General features: G+C 39.9%; 14 protein-coding genes. 5 read left to right on the top strand and 9 right to left on the bottom strand.

What is annotated here, in order from left to right; genetic code table 11:
• Positions 1 to 4 precede the first annotated feature (4 nt).
• From VCM39_RS05485 to VCM39_RS05450, 8 genes are all read right to left on the bottom strand, one after another.
• On the bottom strand, positions 5 to 3,490 hold the full coding sequence (locus VCM39_RS05485) for a TonB-dependent receptor (protein ID WP_322933265.1): 3,486 nt from the start codon (positions 3,488 to 3,490) through the stop codon (positions 5 to 7).
• Positions 3,491 to 3,864: 374 nt separating this feature from the next.
• Entirely contained in the window at positions 3,865 to 6,270 is a 2,406-nt protein-coding gene (locus tag VCM39_RS05480; RefSeq protein ID WP_322933264.1) for a hypothetical protein, read from the bottom strand.
• 215 nt (positions 6,271 to 6,485) lie between these two features.
• Positions 6,486 to 7,499, bottom strand: a complete 1,014-nt coding sequence (locus tag VCM39_RS05475) for a FecR family protein (protein ID WP_196039732.1) — start codon at positions 7,497 to 7,499, stop codon at positions 6,486 to 6,488.
• Positions 7,500 to 7,567: 68 nt separating this feature from the next.
• Positions 7,568 to 8,185 carry an RNA polymerase sigma-70 factor gene (locus VCM39_RS05470; RefSeq protein ID WP_122200797.1) on the bottom strand — a complete coding sequence of 206 codons (618 nt, stop codon included), beginning with the start codon at positions 8,183 to 8,185 and terminating at the stop codon, positions 7,568 to 7,570.
• A 109-nt stretch (positions 8,186 to 8,294) separates the two neighbouring features.
• Positions 8,295 to 9,101, bottom strand: a complete 807-nt coding sequence (locus tag VCM39_RS05465) for a prolyl oligopeptidase family serine peptidase (protein WP_322933263.1) — start codon at positions 9,099 to 9,101, stop codon at positions 8,295 to 8,297.
• A 339-nt stretch (positions 9,102 to 9,440) separates the two neighbouring features.
• A complete protein-coding gene (locus tag VCM39_RS05460; RefSeq protein WP_002560918.1) occupies positions 9,441 to 9,800 on the bottom strand; it encodes a YkvA family protein in 360 nt (119 codons plus the stop codon).
• A gap of 215 nt (positions 9,801 to 10,015) precedes the next feature.
• On the bottom strand, positions 10,016 to 10,384 hold the full coding sequence (locus VCM39_RS05455; protein ID WP_322933262.1) for a hypothetical protein: 369 nt from the start codon (positions 10,382 to 10,384) through the stop codon (positions 10,016 to 10,018).
• Positions 10,385 to 10,386: 2 nt separating this feature from the next.
• On the bottom strand, positions 10,387 to 10,935 hold the full coding sequence (locus VCM39_RS05450) for an RNA polymerase sigma factor (protein WP_323674002.1): 549 nt from the start codon (positions 10,933 to 10,935) through the stop codon (positions 10,387 to 10,389).
• A 272-nt stretch (positions 10,936 to 11,207) separates the two neighbouring features.
• Here VCM39_RS05450 and VCM39_RS05445 point away from each other — a divergent pair, with 272 nt between their 5' ends.
• Entirely contained in the window at positions 11,208 to 11,624 is a 417-nt protein-coding gene (locus tag VCM39_RS05445) for a DUF6249 domain-containing protein (protein ID WP_221650813.1), read from the top strand.
• Between the two features lie 171 nt (positions 11,625 to 11,795).
• Here VCM39_RS05445 and VCM39_RS05440 read toward each other — a convergent pair whose 3' ends face one another.
• Positions 11,796 to 12,014, bottom strand: a complete 219-nt coding sequence (locus VCM39_RS05440; RefSeq protein WP_122200800.1) for a winged helix-turn-helix domain-containing protein — start codon at positions 12,012 to 12,014, stop codon at positions 11,796 to 11,798.
• Between the two features lie 241 nt (positions 12,015 to 12,255).
• On the opposite strand from VCM39_RS05440, the gene VCM39_RS05435 reads away from it, so the two are divergent.
• From VCM39_RS05435 to VCM39_RS05420, 4 genes are all read left to right on the top strand, one after another.
• A complete protein-coding gene (locus VCM39_RS05435) occupies positions 12,256 to 13,995 on the top strand; it encodes a thiamine pyrophosphate-dependent enzyme (RefSeq protein WP_289292366.1) in 1,740 nt (579 codons plus the stop codon).
• A 264-nt stretch (positions 13,996 to 14,259) separates the two neighbouring features.
• Entirely contained in the window at positions 14,260 to 15,150 is an 891-nt protein-coding gene (locus VCM39_RS05430; protein WP_221650777.1) for a YitT family protein, read from the top strand.
• 800 nt (positions 15,151 to 15,950) lie between these two features.
• Positions 15,951 to 19,070, top strand: coding sequence for a SusC/RagA family TonB-linked outer membrane protein (locus VCM39_RS05425; protein WP_221650776.1), 3,120 nt, complete (start codon positions 15,951 to 15,953; stop codon positions 19,068 to 19,070).
• Between the two features lie 20 nt (positions 19,071 to 19,090).
• Positions 19,091 to 20,638, top strand: coding sequence for a RagB/SusD family nutrient uptake outer membrane protein (locus VCM39_RS05420; RefSeq protein WP_221650775.1), 1,548 nt, complete (start codon positions 19,091 to 19,093; stop codon positions 20,636 to 20,638).
• Positions 20,639 to 20,665 lie beyond the last annotated feature (27 nt).

Here is a 20,665-nt window from a genome sequence, read left to right as displayed (position 1 = left end):
TTAATTAAAAGGTTACATCCAAACCAAACGAGAATGTTTTGGCATAAGGATATACACGCGCATCAGCATCGGCAGAGAACTGTTCAGGATCTACATAATCAGTCTTTAGCTTCGTCCATGTCAACAGATTATCTCCGCTAAAATAAAATCTCACCCGGTCCATTCCTACTTTAGCAGTCCACGCACGTGGTATCGTATAACCGATTGTGAAGTTTTTCAGACGGCAATAAGCCAGATTCTGTAAGTAACGGTCATTCACCTTTGCCAGTGAACGGTCACCTTGTGCTGCATATCCGCGCATTCTCGGAAAATAAGCATCAGGATTCTCTTCCGACCAGATATTATCAGGCAGGTCAACCGGAGTGAATGAAGCATAAGGACGGGCAAATCCTCCCCAGAAAAGCATTGCATTCCCTCCCGGATAACGGTTCTGACGTCCTACTCCCTGGAAGAAGGCCGAACAGTCAATGCCGGACCAGGTAAACCCGAGGTTACCACTATAGGTATAGCGCGGTCTCGAATTACCGATAATACGCATATCTCCACGGTCATCTGCTGTTTTCTTTCCATCATCTATCCTTCCGCTGCCGTCAAGGTCTTCAAAAATCATATCACCTGCTTTCAGACCTTTATTCTCTCCAATAGCCGTTTCAAGGATATTTTTACAAACATAACTATGATCTATGGCTTCCTGATAGGCTTTCGCCTCTTCATCTGTTTTAAACAGGCCTGATACGTGATAACCCCATATCTCACCAATTTCCATCCCTACATAGTAACTGGATTTACTGAACTCTTTCAAAGGATTGTCATACTTCGTGATATGTGAACGGCTGTCTGCCAGACTCAGTGACAGATTATAACTAAACGGCTTATCCAGAAGAGTGAAACTATCATTCCAGGCCAGAGTCATTTCAAATCCCTTGGTACGTAAGTCCGCTGCATTTTCACGTGGTTGGGTTGCTCCATATACACCCGGCAACACTTTACCCGGTATGAGCATATCCCGTGTATCCCGAATAAAGACATCCGCACTGTAAGTCAACCGGTTATCAAAGAATCCCAAGTCAATACCCAAATTCTTGTGTATTATGGTCTCCCATGTAAGATTACCTGCGGTAGGTGGAGGGCTAACTTCTGCATAAGTCAGTTTCTCGCCATCGATAAGGTAACCATCAAACTGCACCATACTTAATTTTTGCAGATAAAGATAACAATCCTTAACCGCCTGATTTCCCAATGCACCGATCGAACCTCTCACTTTCAGATTAGAAACAACATTACGAACCGGTTCAAAAAATTTCTCCTCACTGATGCGCCATCCTGCCGAGAAAGAAGGGAAAATACCGGCACGCTGATCTTTCGGAAAACGGGAAGAGGCATCCCAACGAACGTTTACCTCAGCCAGGTATTTGCCTTTCCAGTCATAACCCAAACGTCCGAAATAGCCCAATAGAGCCCATTCATCCTGTCCTCCTTCCAAAGTGACATCCTTACCAATATCTCCCAGGTTAAAGTCGTTCAGGTTGTTCGACTGTATGTTCAGTTTGGTTCCGTAAATTCTTTTATAAGCGCTCTGTTCATAGTTGAAACCGGCTACTGCACGCAGATTGTGTCCGCCAAAAGACTGGTCATAGCTTAAATAAGCATCCACACTGTGATAATAAGTTCTTTCGTTCAGTTGCCGCAACTTATTCTTAAATAATGAACCACCGGCATCTTCCGATACTCCCGGATGTTGAGAATATTGCGACTTTGCCGTACGCTCCATATAATCAACCGTATTATATTTAAAGCTATAATTTGTATTGAGAGACAGCCCTTTATACAATTTAAATGTTGCACCCACCGTATAGGTTATCTGCTTCTTGTCCTCCACAGATTTAGAATTACCATCGGCAGTCATTATATGTACCCCGTCAGTGGGTTGCTCCGAAATGACCGGGTTGCTGAATACATGGGTTCCGTCCGGATTATACGGCATCAGGAACGGCATTGCATGGAAAGTATAGTTGGGCAGATTGTTCCCGTGTCCCAATCCCGGAGCCGAATATTTAGATGAGAAGAAACTTGTGGCAAAGTTAAGAGACAGCCACGGTTTTACCTCTGCATTGAGACGTGCCCTGAGATTACCGGTTTTATATTTATCCGGATTCTGTGCATAGATACCGGTCTGCGTATTGAAGTTCCCGCTTACCAGATAATTTATCTTATCAGTACCACCGGATATACTCACATTATTATCCCAGGTTGGCCGACTGGAATCTATCAGGTAATTATACCAGTCAAAATTGGCATAATACATATACGTATCTTCTCCCGTACGGTTTTGTACCACTGTCCACGGACGTTCGGGGTTCTCTGTTTTATCATACCGCCGGGCTTCAAGTTCTTTGTAATCATCTTCGGTATAACGGGTATAAGAACTTCCGTTGTACGAACGCATGAAGCCGTCCACCAATTTAGCCGCATCATATCCGGTCGTAATAAAGTCAGTATTTGTTGTCTCGGTCGAGAAACTGAAACGCCCGTTATAATTGATCTGCATCTTTCCGCTTTTCCCCTTCTTGGTAGTAACTAATATTACACCAAAAGGCGCTCTGGCTCCGTATATGGCCGAAGAAGAGGCATCTTTCAATACAGAAATGGACTCCACATCGCGCGGGTTCAGATTATCGATGCTTCCCTCGATACCATCTATCAATATCAACGGCTTAGACTCTTCATTGATAGAAGCAAAACCACGAATATTCATATTGGTGGCTTCTCCCGGTTTTCCGGAACCAAAAGATATATTCAAGTTAGGGATTGTACCTTGAATAGCCTGTCCCAGAGTAGCCACCGGACGGTTTTCTATCGCTTTGGCATCCGTATATCCCACGGCTCCAGTCAGGTTTACCTTCTTCTGTGTACCGTAACCGATTACCACTACCTCGTCCAACGCGTTATTATCTTCCTCCATTCTTATATTAATGGTAGTCTTATCCTTCACTTTCACAGAGAGGGGTTTATAGCCAACATACGTAAAAGTAAGCGTACTCCCCACCGGTACTTTCATATAGTAATTACCATCAATATCGGTGATTCCTACCCCTACCCCATCTACGGCTACATTCACACCAATCAGTAACTCTCCGGCGGCATCTGTAACTTTTCCGTTTACGGCAAGCTCTTTGCCAACTTGCGCCTTTTCCTGTAGTTTGGAAAGAACAATATGATTGTCTCTTATTTCATAATTCAGTTGTTGCCCTTCGAGTATGAGGGTAAGAGCTTTATCCAGAGATTCGTCTTTGATATTCATCGTGATACGCTGATTCATATTGACGTCATTTACATTAAAGAAAAAAGACTTACCGGTCTGTTTTCTTACGGCTTCAAGCGCTTCCTTAACCGTCACATTCTTTAGGTTAAGCGATACATTCTGTGCCTGGATCAGGGTACACCAGCAAAACAGCAGCAATGTAAATAGTCCTAATTTTTTTTTCATCATAAGGATTAAATAAGATTAATACGGAAAAAACAATAAAGCAGGAATCTCAAAACATAGTATACATAGATCGAAGTATTCCGGTTTATATAAGAGACAGGTACGGGAAGAAATTGTGTAGTCTGAAAACCGACTTTTTTTAAAATATATTTCAATAGAATAAAACCCACCGGAAGTCCTAACGAAACCGATCGAAGGCCAGTGAGGAACGATGTAAAACATGTACATGTAAAGCAGTACGAGATGCACATGTCGTACTGCTCCACATGTACATCTCGTACTGTATGACATGTACATCTCGTACATCGTTCCTCACCGATAAGAAAAAGGAGGTTCAGGAATAAAAGAAAAGTATCTCTAAGAGAACAAATATTGAATTAAAGCTCATCTCTTACCCATCTCATGCCGGGCAAACAACTTTTACGGATGCGTTTTCCTGCCAGACTGGTTTCCACCTCTATCTTACGGAATGAATTAAGATGAATAGCGTTAATCAAATCTTCATCGGGAACAATACGAAGAACTCCGTTTTCATACCCCGCCGAACAATTCCAACTTTGTATCCTACCCGTTTCATCTATTACTACATAGGCAGAAGTCAGAGTACACTCCTCCATTACTTTAAAAATTTCCTGTACTGTATTATCTCCCGAACCACCCCGTTCGCCAAAAGCACAAACAGAGTTCTCGTCATCGGGGCGTAACCAGGGACTGATCATATCCAGATATTGCTCTCCAACAATAGAATCTACCGGATGCCAGTCATGCCGTTTGTCACTCCGTTCCACACAAACCATCCCTTTTATATAAGGATCGGGAACAAATCCCCAGCGTAAATGCCCATTCAATTCCATAATCTGAGCACATGCTCCTAACGTATCCATAAAATCAGTAAGATAATGTACTTTCCCTGTCAATAAATAAAGGTAATAAGAGGCATAAATTTTCCAGGCCGTCCAGCCATGGGGAGAATTCATAATCTGATTGGGAACGAAATAGACATCGAGCGCTTCCCAATAACGAAGCGTCCCACCCCGCATGCGGCAATCAGGAATGAGTAACTGCTCCAGACACTGGTGTTTGTCCATCAAATAAACTGCTGCCGACGTATACTGCTGACGTTTGACAGAATCCTCTTCAGATAAACCGCGCAAAGCCAATTGTAAAGCACTACAAGTTATCATCCCATCTTCAAAAGTCATATCTCCTTCTGTCTGAATATCGTCCAGACGCAACAACAGATCGTCGATTGCTCTGTAAGCCGACTTTTGATGCCTTTCGTAGCGTTCTTTCCATTGGGGAAGCCCCATAAAGTTCTTTTCGGCTGTAACCAACTCGAGCATGGATTTTGCAGGATAAATTACAGCTGTATAATGTGTTCCTTTAGAACGATAGGCACCATCCGCGGACTGAACCTTCTCCGAACAAAGATAATCACCAATATGAGCCGCTTTCTCCAGATAACTAATCTCTCCTGTCGCCTCCCATAAATCAACAAGCATACCAATCAGCGAAGAGAAGTTTTGCACCCGGTCCGGTGCTGCTTCTTTCTTCGGAATCCAGGTCAGAGTATCTATAAAAAACGGAAGTGTACGATTGAACCGTTCTTCAAGTCCCTTATCTTTAGAAGTATCCGGAAAATTCCGGGCGGCAAGAAAAGCAGTATAGTAGCCATAGAAAGCTTCGCAACCATTGGAGAACAAAGGCGGATTCTGCGCAACAAAGTCACGGGCATTTTTCATGTACCATGACCAGGGGTTGCGTACATAAATACTCGCTTCTGCAGTTTTCCTGTTTGTGGTTGTGGCCTTGATCTGATAAACTCCTTTTTGAGCAGAAGGTACGAAACTGGCTGTATATAAGTATTCAGAAACCTTATCAACGGATAATTCGGTTAATGCAGCATCCGGAGCTTTTACAATAAGACTTTTCAAAGGATACCGGCTGTGAATATACAGACGACTCTTCTCTTTTCCGCTGATCGTGTATTTGTCACACTCAATCATCGGGGCTTGTATCCATTGAGACAAGGTTTCTTTCACTTCGGACAGCTGACCGATACCTCCCAAATGGAGTATCCATTTTTTAGTCTCGCCAGGTTTCAGCAAGATTTTGTTCTGCGGATGTCGTTCCGGTAAAGGCAAACAATGCAGCAAGTCCAGACTTGCAGTTTTTATCTGATGTCCCCATTTCCACTCCAACAAACCTTCATATACATAATTCAATGCATAGGAAGCAACCGGCTCTTCTATACCAATTCCCATAATAACCTGCCTCGGAGACATGAAATATCCCCAGGTAAAATCTTTCTCACACCGTAGTAAAGTAGGAAAGAACTTAGTGTCCCACTCCGGAAATGTTTTCATCTCTGAGTCTATTCCAATAAAAAGACGGGAATATTCCGGTTCAAAGATTTCTTTTCCCCGATTGGAGAGTATACACTCTACAATCAAATGATCTGCTGCAGGACGATAGCGGAGTGCATAATGAATAGCTCCTGTTTCTGCTTCAAAAGTGCCGGGCTGACCAGAGGATGGAGACAGCCGTATGCCTTTCCAGGCCGGACCGGCCAATGTATCCTCTCTGAAAGGAATTATTTCCCATACATTCCCTATTTGCTGCTGATATTGATGAATAACTCCACTTTCGGGATGAATGAGTACTCTCCACCCTTGTTGTTCACTACCCAGCGTCAGATAATCTTTAGCAACAAGAGATAAAGGCTGAATTATGAATACAAAAACAATGCAGTAAAAAACGAAACATTTGCGCTGCTCTTTCATGTGAATTGTATTTTGTGCTTCCCGCACGGGGAGGTGCGACAGGCGATGGTTTATTGAAACGCAGGATGAACGCAGATTTTCGCAAAGAAAAACAAATAGATGATAAAGAACTACAGTCTTTTAATCTGCGTTCATCCGCGTTTCATCAGAGATTTAAAACTCTGTGTAACTCTGTGCGACTCTGTGGTGAACAGAATCAGAAAAAGAAAGAAATACTAATGATAAATACGAATCTCCTTTTTATCCATATCATAACGATAATTGAACTTATTCGTAGCTGCCATAATGTCCATAATCTGTACTATATTATCAGCTTCTATCGTGATGTCTCCATAGAATATCAAGTTCTTCAAATCATCATTTTCAAAATGAATAGTAACATCAAAAGCTCTCTCTAAAACTTTAGCAATAGTACCCAACTTCTCTTCATTAAAGAAAACATCATCATAAATCCATGAATTAGCATATTCTGCATTGATATCCTTCAAAGTCAGCACTCCGGTTCTTTTATTGCAAGTTATCAGCTGGTTGGGTTTCATCACAATAGACTTATCATATCTACTATCGGAAAAATCAATAGAACCCTCCAGAAGTGCCACGCGAATCTCATCATCATCCTGATAGTTCTGTACATTAAATTTAGTACCCAGCACTCGCACCTTTACATTGCCCGAAGTTACAATCAAAGGTAATTCAGGATTCTTACTGATTTCAAAATATCCCTCGCCTTGCAAAGTCAAATCACGGTTACTTACTCCAAACTCGTTGTTATAACACAAAGTAGATGCCGCATTCAACCATACCAAACTTCCGTCCGGCAAACTCATCTTCACCTTTGCTTTTCGGGGAGCTTCCAAAGAATAAGTCAGAAGCTCTTTATCCTGAAAGCGTTCAAATAAGTATTGCGTTCCAATTCCTGCCATGAAAATAAAGAGCACGCAGGCTGCATAGTAAAACACCTTACGAAGAGGAAAAGTCCTGTTCTTTATTTTCTTGTCAGTACTATTAATGCGGGCCACGAAGTTTTGGTAAGCCTGTTCTTTATGAAAACGGGATTTCTCTGCAGAACCGGCAGAAACTAACCATGACTCTTCAAACTGCCGGAAATAGGTTTCATTTTCGGCAGACTCCTTTACCCATTTCCTCAAAGCCTGTAATTCTTCGGAAGAAATGGTCCTCTCCAGAAAAGAGAGTATTAAGCTATCTATATTTGTTATATGTTTCTCCATAATCTATAACTAAGACAAGTATCTCGTGTTTTTGTGTAGTCTGATAATCCTATTTTGTTTCAAAATTATTAAATGATCGTTAATAACACAAGAATTGATATCACATAATCCTTTAATTCTGCCCTTAACTTCATCAACGCATTTTTCATATGATACTTTACTGTATTAACAGAGATATTCAACATACTTGCTATCTCCTCATACTTCATATTATCAAAACGGCTCATCCGGAATACCTGCCGACACTCGGGGGACAAGCTATTTATCACCTCATTTATTTTATTTTCCAGTTCCTGTTCAAGCAAACTCTCCAACGGATGTTTGCTTTCGATAAAAAACAGCTCTTCGATAGCCGCTTTATCTTCATATTGATTAATACTGACCTCACGTTGCACATATTCCTGCTGAAGATAGTTGATACAGCGGTTTTTCACGCTTCGCACCAGATACGACCGCAGTGAATATTTAATATCCACACTCTCTTTTATTTCCCACAAATTATAAATGATTTCTCCTACTATCGTTTCCGATATAAAACTATCCCTCAGATAACTATCCGCAATCAAGCACAGGTAATCATAATATTTATCGAAAATAAAACGGAAAGCACACTCATTTCCCTTTTTCAAATGCTCTATGACATTATTATCAGTGATAATAACGGCATCTTTTAGTGTAATAGCCATAGTTAATTCCCAGATCGGCTCATCATTTTAGCCAAATTAAGTAAAAGATTTGATTGTTGTACTTCAAAGATAAATAAAAACATTTGTACTATTCACAAAAACTCATAATTTACTTCTGCTTCTCAAATAGCCAATCCATAAAATCAGGAAAATTAAAAGCCGGATTCCAGGAAAGATGATCACATCCATAGAATTCAATATATTCGACTTTAGCACCGCATCTTTTTAATACTTCATAAGCTTGCCTGGAACACTCTACAGGCACAGCCGTATCCTTTTCTCCGTGAAATATCCGAAAACAGACTTCCTTTGCTTTTGGTAACCGCTGTACATTCACAGATCCGCAAATAGAAACAGCCGCTGCAAAAAGATCCGGAAAACGGCATACCATATCGTAGACACCCATTCCTCCCATCGACAAACCAATAATGTATATCCTGCTTTTATCAACTTCAGGCTTATTCATATAATCATCCAATAAGTTTTTCACCTGAATAATAAAAGGGCTCATCTCGAATGTTTCCGGAAAACTACTTCCATCAAAGTTAGAGGGTTCAGCAATAAAAGGACCAAAGTTTTTTTTAGGACATTGCGGAAATATTACAAAAGCCGGAAACTTTTCTCTATTTACCGGATTAAGAAATAATCCTGAACCATGTTTTAGTTGAGTTTCGTTGTCATTTCCACGTTCTCCCGCACCATGTAAAAACAAAACCAAAGGGTATTTCTTTCCGGAGCAAAGATTATCCGGTTGTAAACATCGGTAATAAAGCGTATCTTCTCCATTGGAAGTAACATTATACTTATAGGCATATTGCTCCTGTGCTTCAATATTAGTGTTCCACAAACCTATTATTACCAAGAAAAAACAGACAGAAAACACCTTTGATTTTCTGCTCACGTGATGGTTTTTCATAATTGACTATAGTTTATTCAAAGTTTTAACGCATTTATAATAAGACAGGAATATAAGAAAACAGGGTAGTAAACAGATCGATTTTTAACAATTAAAATATTCCGGAGAATCGTGCAATAACATAGGAGAGTGATAAAAGAAAAACGATGGCTTAACAAAGAATAGTTCAGCCTGTCAAGCCTGTATAATATGGTAAGCCAAAATACGTACTTAACTATGTATTAAATACGTATTTTTATATAAAAAGAGTACGTACTTTCTGATATGAAAAATACGTACTCTTATGCAGATAAAAAGTAATAGTTCAAAAACCCGTTAACAATGTTAAAGCAAGGCAGGTTAAGATATTAATTCATATTTTAAAGCCGGAAACCATTTCTCCAATATATTATCCACTTTGGACTCTATTTCAGGGGTAATGTGTCTTTTTACTTTCTTATATGCTATCATTATGGCTGCCATTTCATCTACCCACCCGATCACCGGCCACCGCCTTGTAGATATCAAATCAATAGGTAAAACTAAATAAGAAAGAGCAGAAGCAATCAAAAGTTTATCCGACAGTGGCGTTTCCGGACTCCTCAGCACATAGTAAAGAGACAATACCGGACGCATTGAAGTGCGGCCAAGACTTTTACCCATATCTTTGATATTCTCTAAAAGTTGATCCAAATCCCAGTTTGCAAAAAATTTATTCATAATCATTATTCTTTTATAAGTACTGATTCTAAATTAGTATACTCTATAAATACGAATTTATTGAAACGCAAATGAACGCAGATTTTCGCAAATTAGGTTGCTGCGTTATGCTTGAAAATAATATCCCTTACAGAAAATCTGCATTCATCCGCGTTAATCTGCGTTTCAATAATAACCCGCTAAATAATCATTTAATTGTGATGTATTACTTATACTTATTTATTATAGGCTGACTTCTTCTTTTTTCTAATCCAATAATCAGCTCCCAACAGTCCCAAAGATAGTAGAGCGATGTAGCTGTAAAATCCTAAAAGTGAGGAGGATGCTCCTGATGGCTTCCAACGAGGCATAAAATCAACCACACTAAAGTCTAAATAGAAAAACAAACAATACACTACCAATAGTATCAATACAGTAACGGCAATACTCAAAGAAAAAACAGTGATCCGTTTTCTTCGTCTTTCCATTTTCAGAGCCTCAGCCCGTACTTGTTCCATCATACGGAAGGAAAAATTGGAAGGAAGTCCAGTCGTTTGCCTCCGTTCCAAAGCTTTCTTAATAATATTATTTCCATTCACATCCATAATCAACCTTCATTCATTAGTAAATATAACTTCTTCCGAACACGGTGTAATCTCACTTTGACATTGGCAACGGTTAATTTTAATATTCCTCCAACCTCTTCTATCGATTTCTCTTCATAATAGAAAAGAGTTATTAACGCTTTGTCCTCTACACTCAACAAATCAACAGCATGTACCAAACGGGAAATACGCTCTTCATCATCTGTTGGTTCAAACAAAGTTGCCACTTTTTCATCCGGTACATTATTAATGGCATTCTCCTCTATATAAAGAAATTCATGCTTCTTTTTACGGACAGCCGATATAGCTGTATTGTAAGCTATCCGATACAGCCAGGTAGAGAAAATACAATCTCCTTTATATCCACTCAGATTCTTAAAAGCCTTTAGAAACACATCTTGCACCAGTTCTTCAGCATCTTCGGAACAACCTACAATCTGCACAATCAATGAATAAAGAGGACGACCGTAGCGATCGAGAAAGACAGAAAAGCATTCTGTTTCTCCATTCAGGATTCGTGCGATGTATTGTGCTTCTTCGTTCTGTACCATGATATCCATTAGACGCAGGGGGAAGGAAAAGGTTACAATCAGTAGTAAGTAGACAGTAGTAAGTAGATAGTAGTAAGAATCTATGCAGCATATTGGCCTTGCCATTCCAAAAGGATTCTAATTACCAACTACCAGCTACTGGCTACTTACTACTTACTACTTACTACTGTCTACTGACTACTGTCTACTGACTACTGATTGTAACCTTTTTCTTTCTTCTGCGTCAAACAGTACAAAGAACGAAATTATTCATTTAAAAACATACAATTATGATGGATTTTATTATGGTTCCGCTTATTATGGGAATTATCACACTGGGAATTTATAAATTGTTTGAACTCTTTGTTTGCAGACGCGAACGAATGGCGATTATTGAAAAGCTAAGTGACAAAATTACAACCACGGACTTAAATGGAAAATTTTCTTTGCCAGACTACAGTCACAACCGGTCTTTTAGTGCACTAAAAGGAGGATGCCTGATGCTCGGTATAGGATTAGGACTGTTAATAGGTTTCATTATCTGTGCAGTCTCTATTCCCCGCTATGTATTTATGGAAGATATCAGTTGGAATGTACGCCAAATGACCAGCATCATTTATGGTGCCAGCGTATTGCTATTCGGAGGAGCAGGACTTATCACTGCTTTCCTTATTGAAAACAAAATCAGTAAAAAAACTAAAGACCAATAAACAAGCTGATATAAGCTATGTCAAAAGCCTGATAAAAATATCAATGCGTGACTTTAGAAACACAGATTAACGCAAATTGGCGCAGATGCAATTTTATCCTTGCGCAAATTAGCGTTAATCTGCGTTTTATTGGTAGCTAATACTACTTTTGACATACCCTCTTATGTCCAACTATCCGATATACACATTCACACAAAGGTAAATGTAAAGTTCTTCTTCCTGCTGTTCAAACTCGATTTTATCTTCTCTGGCCAGCCAGCCAATAGCCGCTCCCAACTCTTTGTCTTTTAGCCCGGATTTCCTTTTAAGGCTACCATAGCTCCACTTTTCATTGTTGCAAAGCAACTGCCAAACTTTCCCGGCATTCAAGCCTATTTCCATTTTATCCATTTAATACAGTTATTTAGAGGTTAAAATACAATCGGTTACCATTTATGCTTTAAAGTTAACAAATCAGCACAAATATAGTTATTGCAAGAGTATTAAAAATCCATTACACAAGGCATTTTTAACACAAATATCATCTTATAGTACAATACATTACTGTCATTAGTATACGTTAAACGTACAACCTTTTTCCATTACAATATGTTATTTCATTATTACATTAACCTATAACTGAATAACAAATATGGCAAAGAAGGTAGCAAATCAACTTGTAGAGACATTGATTGAAGCAGGTGTTAAGCGTATTTACGCAGTCACAGGCGATAGCTTAAACGAAGTAAATGAAGCCGTAAGGCAAAACGAAGAAATGAAATGGATACATGTCCGCCACGAAGAAACAGGTGCTTATGCAGCCGGTGCAGAAGCACAACTAACCGGACTACCAGGATGTTGTGCTGGAAGTAGTGGTCCCGGACATGTTCATCTGATAAACGGACTTTATGATGCTCAACGCTCAGGTGCACCGGTTCTGGCTATTGCCTCCACTATTCCTACCGGAGAATTCGGAACAGAATATTTTCAGGAAACAAATACAATCAAATTGTTCAGCGATTGCAGTTATTACAATGAAGTGGCAACAACTCCTCAACAATTCCCCCGTATGTTGCAATCCGCTCTACAAACCGCAACTACCCGCAAAGGAGTTTCCGTGATAGGGCTCCCAGGTGACCTGGCAAAAAAATCGGCAGTTAATGTAGATTCTTCCGTTCATATTTATCCAAAAGATTCTTCGGTTTGTCCTGCAGAAGAAGACTTAATACAACTGGCAGCAATGCTGAATCACTACAAACGTATCACATTATTTTGCGGTATTGGTTGCAGAGGGGCTCACGACGAAGTTATCCAATTATCCGAAAGGCTCAATGCCCCGGTTGCCTATACCTTTAAAGGAAAAATGGAAGTACAATATGATAATCCTTATGAAGTGGGTATGACCGGACTTTTAGGAATGCCTTCGGGTTACTACAGCATGCATGAAGCAGAAGTACTAGTTATGTTAGGAACAGATTTCCCCTATTCTACTTTCTTGCCCGATGATATAAAAATAGCTCAGATAGATATAAAAGCTGAAAGGTTGGGACGCCGTGCCAAAGTAGACATCGGTTTATGCGGAGACGTAAAATCGACACTACAAGCACTTCTGCCGATGTTACAACAGAAAAAGGACGACTCATTCCTGTTAAAGCAACTGAAACGTTATGAAGGTGTGAAAAAAGACCTGATTGCTTACACCGAAGACAGAGGAAAAGAAAATCTGATTCACCCGGAGTACGTCATGTCCGAAATAGACAAGTTAGCTTCTGATGATGCCATCTTCACCGTCGATACGGGAATGACCTGCGTATGGGGTGCCCGCTATTTACAAGCAACAGAGAGACGCCATATGCTCGGTTCTTTCAATCACGGTTCAATGGCAAACGCATTGCCACAAGCCATCGGTGCAGCACTGGCTCGCCCCGACCAGCAAGTTATTGCACTCTGTGGTGACGGAGGATTGTCCATGACACTCGGCGACTTGGAAACCGTTGTACAATATAAGCTTCCGATAAAAATCATCGTATTCAATAATCGCTCCTTAGGCATGGTGAAGCTCGAAATGGAAGTAGACGGATTGCCGGACTGGCAAACCAACATGCTCAATCCGGATTTTGCACAAGTAGCAGAAGCAATGGGAATGACCGGATTTAATGTATCAGATCCTGACAAGGTGCTCACTACCCTATACAATGCCTTCGAAATAGACGGTCCTGTTCTGGTTAATATCATGACTGATCCGAATGCGCTGGCTATGCCTCCTAAAATTGAAATAGGACAAATGGTAGGTTTTGCACAATCCATGTACAAACTATTGATTAACGGACGCTCACAAGAAGTAATTGATACAATCAATTCAAATTACAAACACATAAGAGAAGTATTTTAGAGAATCTTCTTTCAGAAAAAAGATCAGTAACAATAATATGCAGGTTTACAATAAAAAAGCAAACCTAAAGTTATAATTGGAAGAGTGTGCACCTTTACATTACAAAGGTGTGCACTCTTATTATGTAGGGATGTACAGACTGTTAAAATACAATAAAGTCAATTATTCATATAAAGGGTTATCACATAGCAGTGTGTCCTTATAGCACATACAATAAAGAAACGGATAAAAAACAAATTACGGACAAATACAAAGGCTATATTAATGAAAACAATACTATCAAAACCCTCAGGACAGACTGTAACCAGAGAAGCAAGAGACTACCTTATGATAGCTTTAGGAATGATTCTCTACGGAATCGGCTGGACCCTTTTTTTACTTCCCAATGATATCACTACCGGAGGAGTACCCGGTATCGCCTCCATCGTCTACTTTGCTACCGGATTTCCGGTACAATATACATACTTTGCCATCAATGCAATTTTATTAATGCTGTCTCTCAAAGTATTGGGATTCAAATTTAGCCTGAAAACGATATTCGGTGTACTGACACTCACCCTTTTCCTTTCACTCATTCAAAAAGTAACAGCAGGAGTAACTCTGTTGCACGATCAACCCTTCATGGCTTGCGTGCTGGGCGCTTCCTTCTGTGGCAGTGGTATTGGCATTGCCTTTTCTGCTAACGGAAGTACCGGAGGAACCGATATTATTGCTGCCGTTATCAATAAATACCGGGACATCACATTGGGAAGAGTTATGCTCATCTGTGACCTCATCATTATCTCATCCAGCTACTTTATCCTGAAGGACTGGGAAAAAGTCGTTTATGGATATGTAACCCTCTATGTTTGCAGTTTTGTGCTGGATCAGGTGGTAAACAGTGCACGACAATCTGTTCAGTTCTTTATTATCTCCACCAAATACGAAGAGATAGGAAGACAAATCAACGAATATCCACATCGTGGGGTAACTATAATCAATGCTACCGGCTTTTATACAGGAAAAGAACAAAAGATGATGTTTATTCTGGCCAAAAAGAGAGAATCAACCATCATATTCCGAATCATCAAGGACATTGATCCAAACGCTTTTGTCTCACAAAGTGCCGTTATCGGAGTCTATGGAGAAGGATTCGATCATATAAAAGTAAAATAACTACTGATCCACTCCCCCCATAAATATCTGTCATTTCATCAAAAATTAGAATAAGAATCGTATCAAAACTCTTCCTGAACATACTAAGCAATGGTCGTAACCTGATTTTGTTGAATGGATACAAAATCAGATTATCACATTTATTATCTTCAGCTACATTGAAAATAATGGAAGTCTAACCTCCCCGTTTGCTTTATAAACGTTCTGAATAACAAACGAATGAATTACTGATACACAAAACATTAATAGCTACAATAAAATAGAACAATCTAAGAGCCTGTTTAAATTTTCCTCTTAAAAGACTATACCTTAGATTTAATAATAGAAGATGTTTTGAGCGAAGCTAATGCTGAGCAAAATTTAAACAGGCTCTAACTCTGTATTCAATAAATCTCAAATAACATCTTCCAACAATTCTGCTTTTATCTTAAATATCACAAACTAGCATAAAATCAAAGAAAAACAGCTTTTTCATTTCTTCATGCTCTGAAATACATTAATAAAACGCCAATAAATATACAAAAACAGAAGATATTCAGACTTCCTGCTAATAAAAACCTTCAGACTTTATTAATTATTATTATATATATTATATCTTTGCACCGCTTTCACTATAATTAATATTAATAATCTGTTTAGAAATAAATGATTTGCACACAGAGAAACAATATAACAGGAGAATCAACAATACTACAGGATAAAAATACTCCCTACCTCTGCGGTCAATAAAATAAATTTCAAACAGATACTAAACTTTATATTTCTTTTTTATTATTAATCCTAAAACAACATTACTAATTATGAGAATCTATTTACGCTTTCTGACAGCGTTCTTGCTCATTTGTTCAGTAGGAATACTCCATGCTGAAACACTGAGAGATTTACACGTAACAGGTATTGCAACAGCAGATGGAGAACCCATGCCAGGAGTTTCTGTCTTATTGAAAGGTACCACCACCGGAACTATTACCGATATTGACGGTAAGTACTCTATTCAGGTTCCTTCTAACGGAACATTGGTTTTTAGTTTTGTAGGAATGAAAACAATTGAAATCGCAGTCAACAACAAACAAGTAATCAATGTGGCATTAGAGAGTGATAGCAAAGAACTGGATGAGGTAATGGTTGTAGCCTATGCAACCGCCAAGAAATACAGTTTTACAGGTGCTGCAGCCACTGTAAAAGGAGAAGACATCGCTAAACTACAAACATCCAGTATATCAAAGGCATTAGAGGGTACAGTAGCCGGATTGCAGGCCAGTGCAACCAGTGGACAGCCCGGTACTGATGCCGATATCCGTATCCGTGGTATTGGTTCTATCAATGCATCAAGTTCTCCGCTATATGTAGTAGACGGAGTTCCTTACGACGGTAGTATTAATGCCATTAATCCTGAAGACATTGCATCTATGACCGTATTGAAAGATGCTGCATCTGCTGCTCTGTATGGTTCGCGTGGTGCCAATGGTGTCATCATTATTACTACCAAACAAGGTAAAACAGACTCAAAAACAAGCGTAAACCTTAAAGCTACGTTCGGAGGGTCCAACCGGGCTATCAGAGACTATGACAGGGTAGGTACAAATGATTATTTTGAGCTGTATTGGGAAGCAATGCGCAATCAATATGCCAAAGACAAAAAGAACTATCCAACACCTGAAGCAGCAGCTGCCGCAGCCTCTGCCAACTTAGTAAAAAGACTGATGAACAGTGGTCCTAACCCTTACGGAACCAACTATCCGCAGCCGGTAGGCACAGATGGAAAACTACTGGCAGGAGCAACTCCGTTATGGGATTTCGACTGGCAGGATGCTATGGAACAACAGGCTCTGCGCACAGAAATAGGTTTAAATGCTTCCGGCGGTAGCAAAACAAACCAGTATTATTTTTCAGCAGGCTACCTGAATGATAAGGGTATTGCTTTAGAGTCAGGTTATGAACGTTTTAACCTCCGCACCAATGTCACCAGTGAGATGACTAAATGGTTAAAAGGAGGTGCTAACATCAGTTTTGCCCACTCTAAACAAAACTACCCCACATCATCTGATACTAAAACAAGTAATGTTATCAATGCAGGACGTACAATGCCCAACTTCTACCCTATCTATAAAGTGAAAGCAGACGGTTCTTTTGATACAGAAGATGGCGAACTGGTTCCGGACTTCGGTTCATACCGTGCAAACAATGCGAACTGGAACTTACCGGCAACACTGCCTTTAGACAAATCAGAACGTATGAGAGATGAAGTTTCAGCCCGTACATTCTTAGAAGTGACATTCATTGAAGGACTAAAGTTTAAGACAAGTTTCAACTTTGACCTGATCAATTTCAATTCATTGGACTACACAAATCCTAAGATTGGTCCTGCAGTTAATACAGGAGGTGGCTCCAGTAGGGAAAATGACCGTACACTTTCATGGACCTGGAATAATATTATCTCATACGACAAGAAAATAGGCGATCATCACTTCAACATCCTCGCAGGACAAGAAGCATACTCCTATCGTTATGACGAATTAACAGCCTCACGTTCTAAAATGGCTATTCCTGATTATCCGGAGTTGGTTGTAGGCTCACAGGTGACAGGAGGTTCAGGATACCGTATTGACTATTCTTTAGTAGGATATCTGATGAATGCTCAGTATGATTATAAAGACAGGTATTATCTGAGTGGCTCTTACCGTCGCGATGGTTCTTCACGTTTTGCTCCGGAGACACGTTGGGGTAACTTCTGGTCGGTAGGTGGTTCCTGGAGAATAAACCGTGAAGCCTTTATGCAAGGTACTGAAAACTGGCTGTCTGCATTGACGTTGAAAGCAAGCTATGGTGCACAAGGAAACGACAATTTAGGTTCGTATTATGCAAGTAGCGGTCTATATACCATCATTTCGAACAACAACGAAAGCGGATTGGTAACCGACCGTCTGGCTACTCCTAATCTGAAATGGGAAACCAACTTAAATTTCAATGTCGGTATCGACTTCTCTTTGTGGAACAACCGTCTATCGGGTTCTTTCGACTTCTTCCAACGTAAATCCAAAGATTTGTTATACTCACGTCCTTTAGCTTCTTCACTCGGATACACCTCCGTTGACGAAAATGTGGGAGCACTGAAAAATACAGGTTTCGAAATTGATCTGAAAGGTACAATCATCGACGTGAAAGACTTTAAATGGAATTTGGGATTAAACTTAACCCATTACAAGAATAAAGTAACGGAATTGCCTTTGAAAGATATGCCTCAGGGCAGTTTTACAAAACTGCAGGAAGGACGTTCTGTCTATGATTTCTATCTCAAAGAATGGGCAGGAGTCAATCCTGACAATGGAGAACCATTGTGGTATATGAATCAGAAAGACGAAAACGGCCATACAATCAAAGTTACTACCAATGATTATAGCAAAGCTAATTATTACTTTGTCAACAAATCGTCTTTGCCCAAAGTATATGGTGGTTTCAATACTTCATTCTCCTATAAAGGAATTGAATTATCAGCCATGTTCTCTTATAGCATTGGCGGATATGTTTACGACCGTGATAAAATAATGATTCTTCACTCAGGTTCTGCCGCCGGACGCTCCTGGTCAACAGAAATGTTAGATCGCTGGACTCCTGAAAACAGATATACAGATGTTCCCGCCCTTAGCACAACAAGCAACCAGTGGACCAGTACATCTACGCGATTCCTGTACAACAACTCATATTTACGTCTAAAGAATGTGATGTTATCTTATTCGCTTCCTCAGTCATTAATAAGAAGAATAAGTTTGAGTAACCTTCAGATCTTTGTTCAGGGAGATAATTTATTAACCCTAAGCGGACATCAGGGATTAGACCCGGAACAAGGTATAACAGGAGTTACTTATTACAGATATCCTGCTATGAGATCGATAACAGGTGGTATTAATGTTTCATTCTAATCAGCATTCAACAATTTAATATGAAAAAATTAATAAAGAATACAGCTATACTTGCTACAGGTTTACTGATGGTAACCGGATGTAGCGGTGATTTCCTTGATCATACTCCAACAGATTCCGTTGATTCGGGTCTGGCTCCTACTCCCGAAAATGCCGAACGTATATTCATCGGTGCATGGTATAACTTAATGGAATACGGAACGACTTATGCAAACATTGGTTATCGTGCTTTATCTTTAGCAGATGATATGATGGGTAGTGATGTTGTTTTACGTACTGCCAACACATACGGATTTAGTGCGACTTACAAATTAAATGAGGTTTCTATTCCAACTGCAGGGAGAGCCAGTTTTGCATGGACTACATTCTATAAGACCATAGACAACTGCAATTCTGTAATCTCCATCAAAGGAGATACAGAAGATGAAGACTTCCGGTATGCACAAGGACAAGCACTTGCTTTGCGTGCTTTCTGTTATCTGCATCTTGTGCAGCATTATCAGTTCACATACCTGAAAGATAAAAGTGCGCCTTGTGTTCCGCTGTACACAGAACCTACTACATCAAAAACAGAACCTAAAGGCAGAGCTACCGTAGAAGAGATATACACACAAATCTTTAAGGATCTCGAACAGGCGAAAACTGATTTGGACGGTTTTACTCCATCTACAGCACAGGAAAAGTACAAACCCAATGTAAGTGTAGTCAACGGATTATTGGCACGTGCTTATTTACTGACAGGCCAATATGAAGAAGCGGCGAAAGCAGCAAAAGCGGCTCAGGAAGGATATCCATTAATGAAAGACGCTGCTACCTATAAAGGTTTCAATGATATAAGTAATTCAGAATGGATATGGGGACATCCTCAATCTACGACTCAGTCCGATCCCAGCTACAACTTCTACTATGTAGATGTAGAGGAACCCGACTCATATAATAGCTTTATGGCAGATCCTCATTTCTATAATCTGTTCTCCAAGAATGATATCCGTAGAGAACTATTCAAATGGATGAGAGAAGGATATATGGGATATTGTAAATTCCGTATCCGCGCCGACCAGACTGGTGACATTGTTGTCATGCGTTCTGCCGAAATGTATCTGATTGAAGCCGAAGCTATGGCCAGAGACAATGCAACATCCATTACAGATGCTGTGGCTCCGCTCAACACATTGCGAAACGCAAGAGGATTGACTGATTATGATGTAACAGGAAAAAACAAACAAGACCTCGTTGAGGAAATTTTAGTAGAACGCCGTCGCGAACTATGGGGAGAAGGATTCAGCATGACTGACATCTTAAGAACTCAAAAACCCCTGGAACGCGAAATGCTGACTAAAGAAGAAATGGCTCAGATAGAAGGTATCAAGATTATCACCGGTGACAAACCGGAAGATACTAAATACCTGATAGATTGCTGGCAAGAAGATGGTACGTATGAAGAGAACGAACCAATCGGACACTACGAAGTGGCATTCCCTGATGGAACAGAATTTACTCCCAACAGTTCATACTATCTATATGCGATTCCGGAAAGTGAAACCAACGCCAATCCCAATATCCCTTAAATTTATATTCTGTTTCTTCCGGAAGTC

This window comes from Bacteroides mucinivorans, assembly GCF_034654355.2.
Classification (GTDB): domain Bacteria; phylum Bacteroidota; class Bacteroidia; order Bacteroidales; family Bacteroidaceae; genus Bacteroides; species Bacteroides nordii.
The sequence above is the reverse complement of the archived record's forward strand: the minus strand, read 5'-3'. Positions and strand labels throughout refer to the sequence as shown.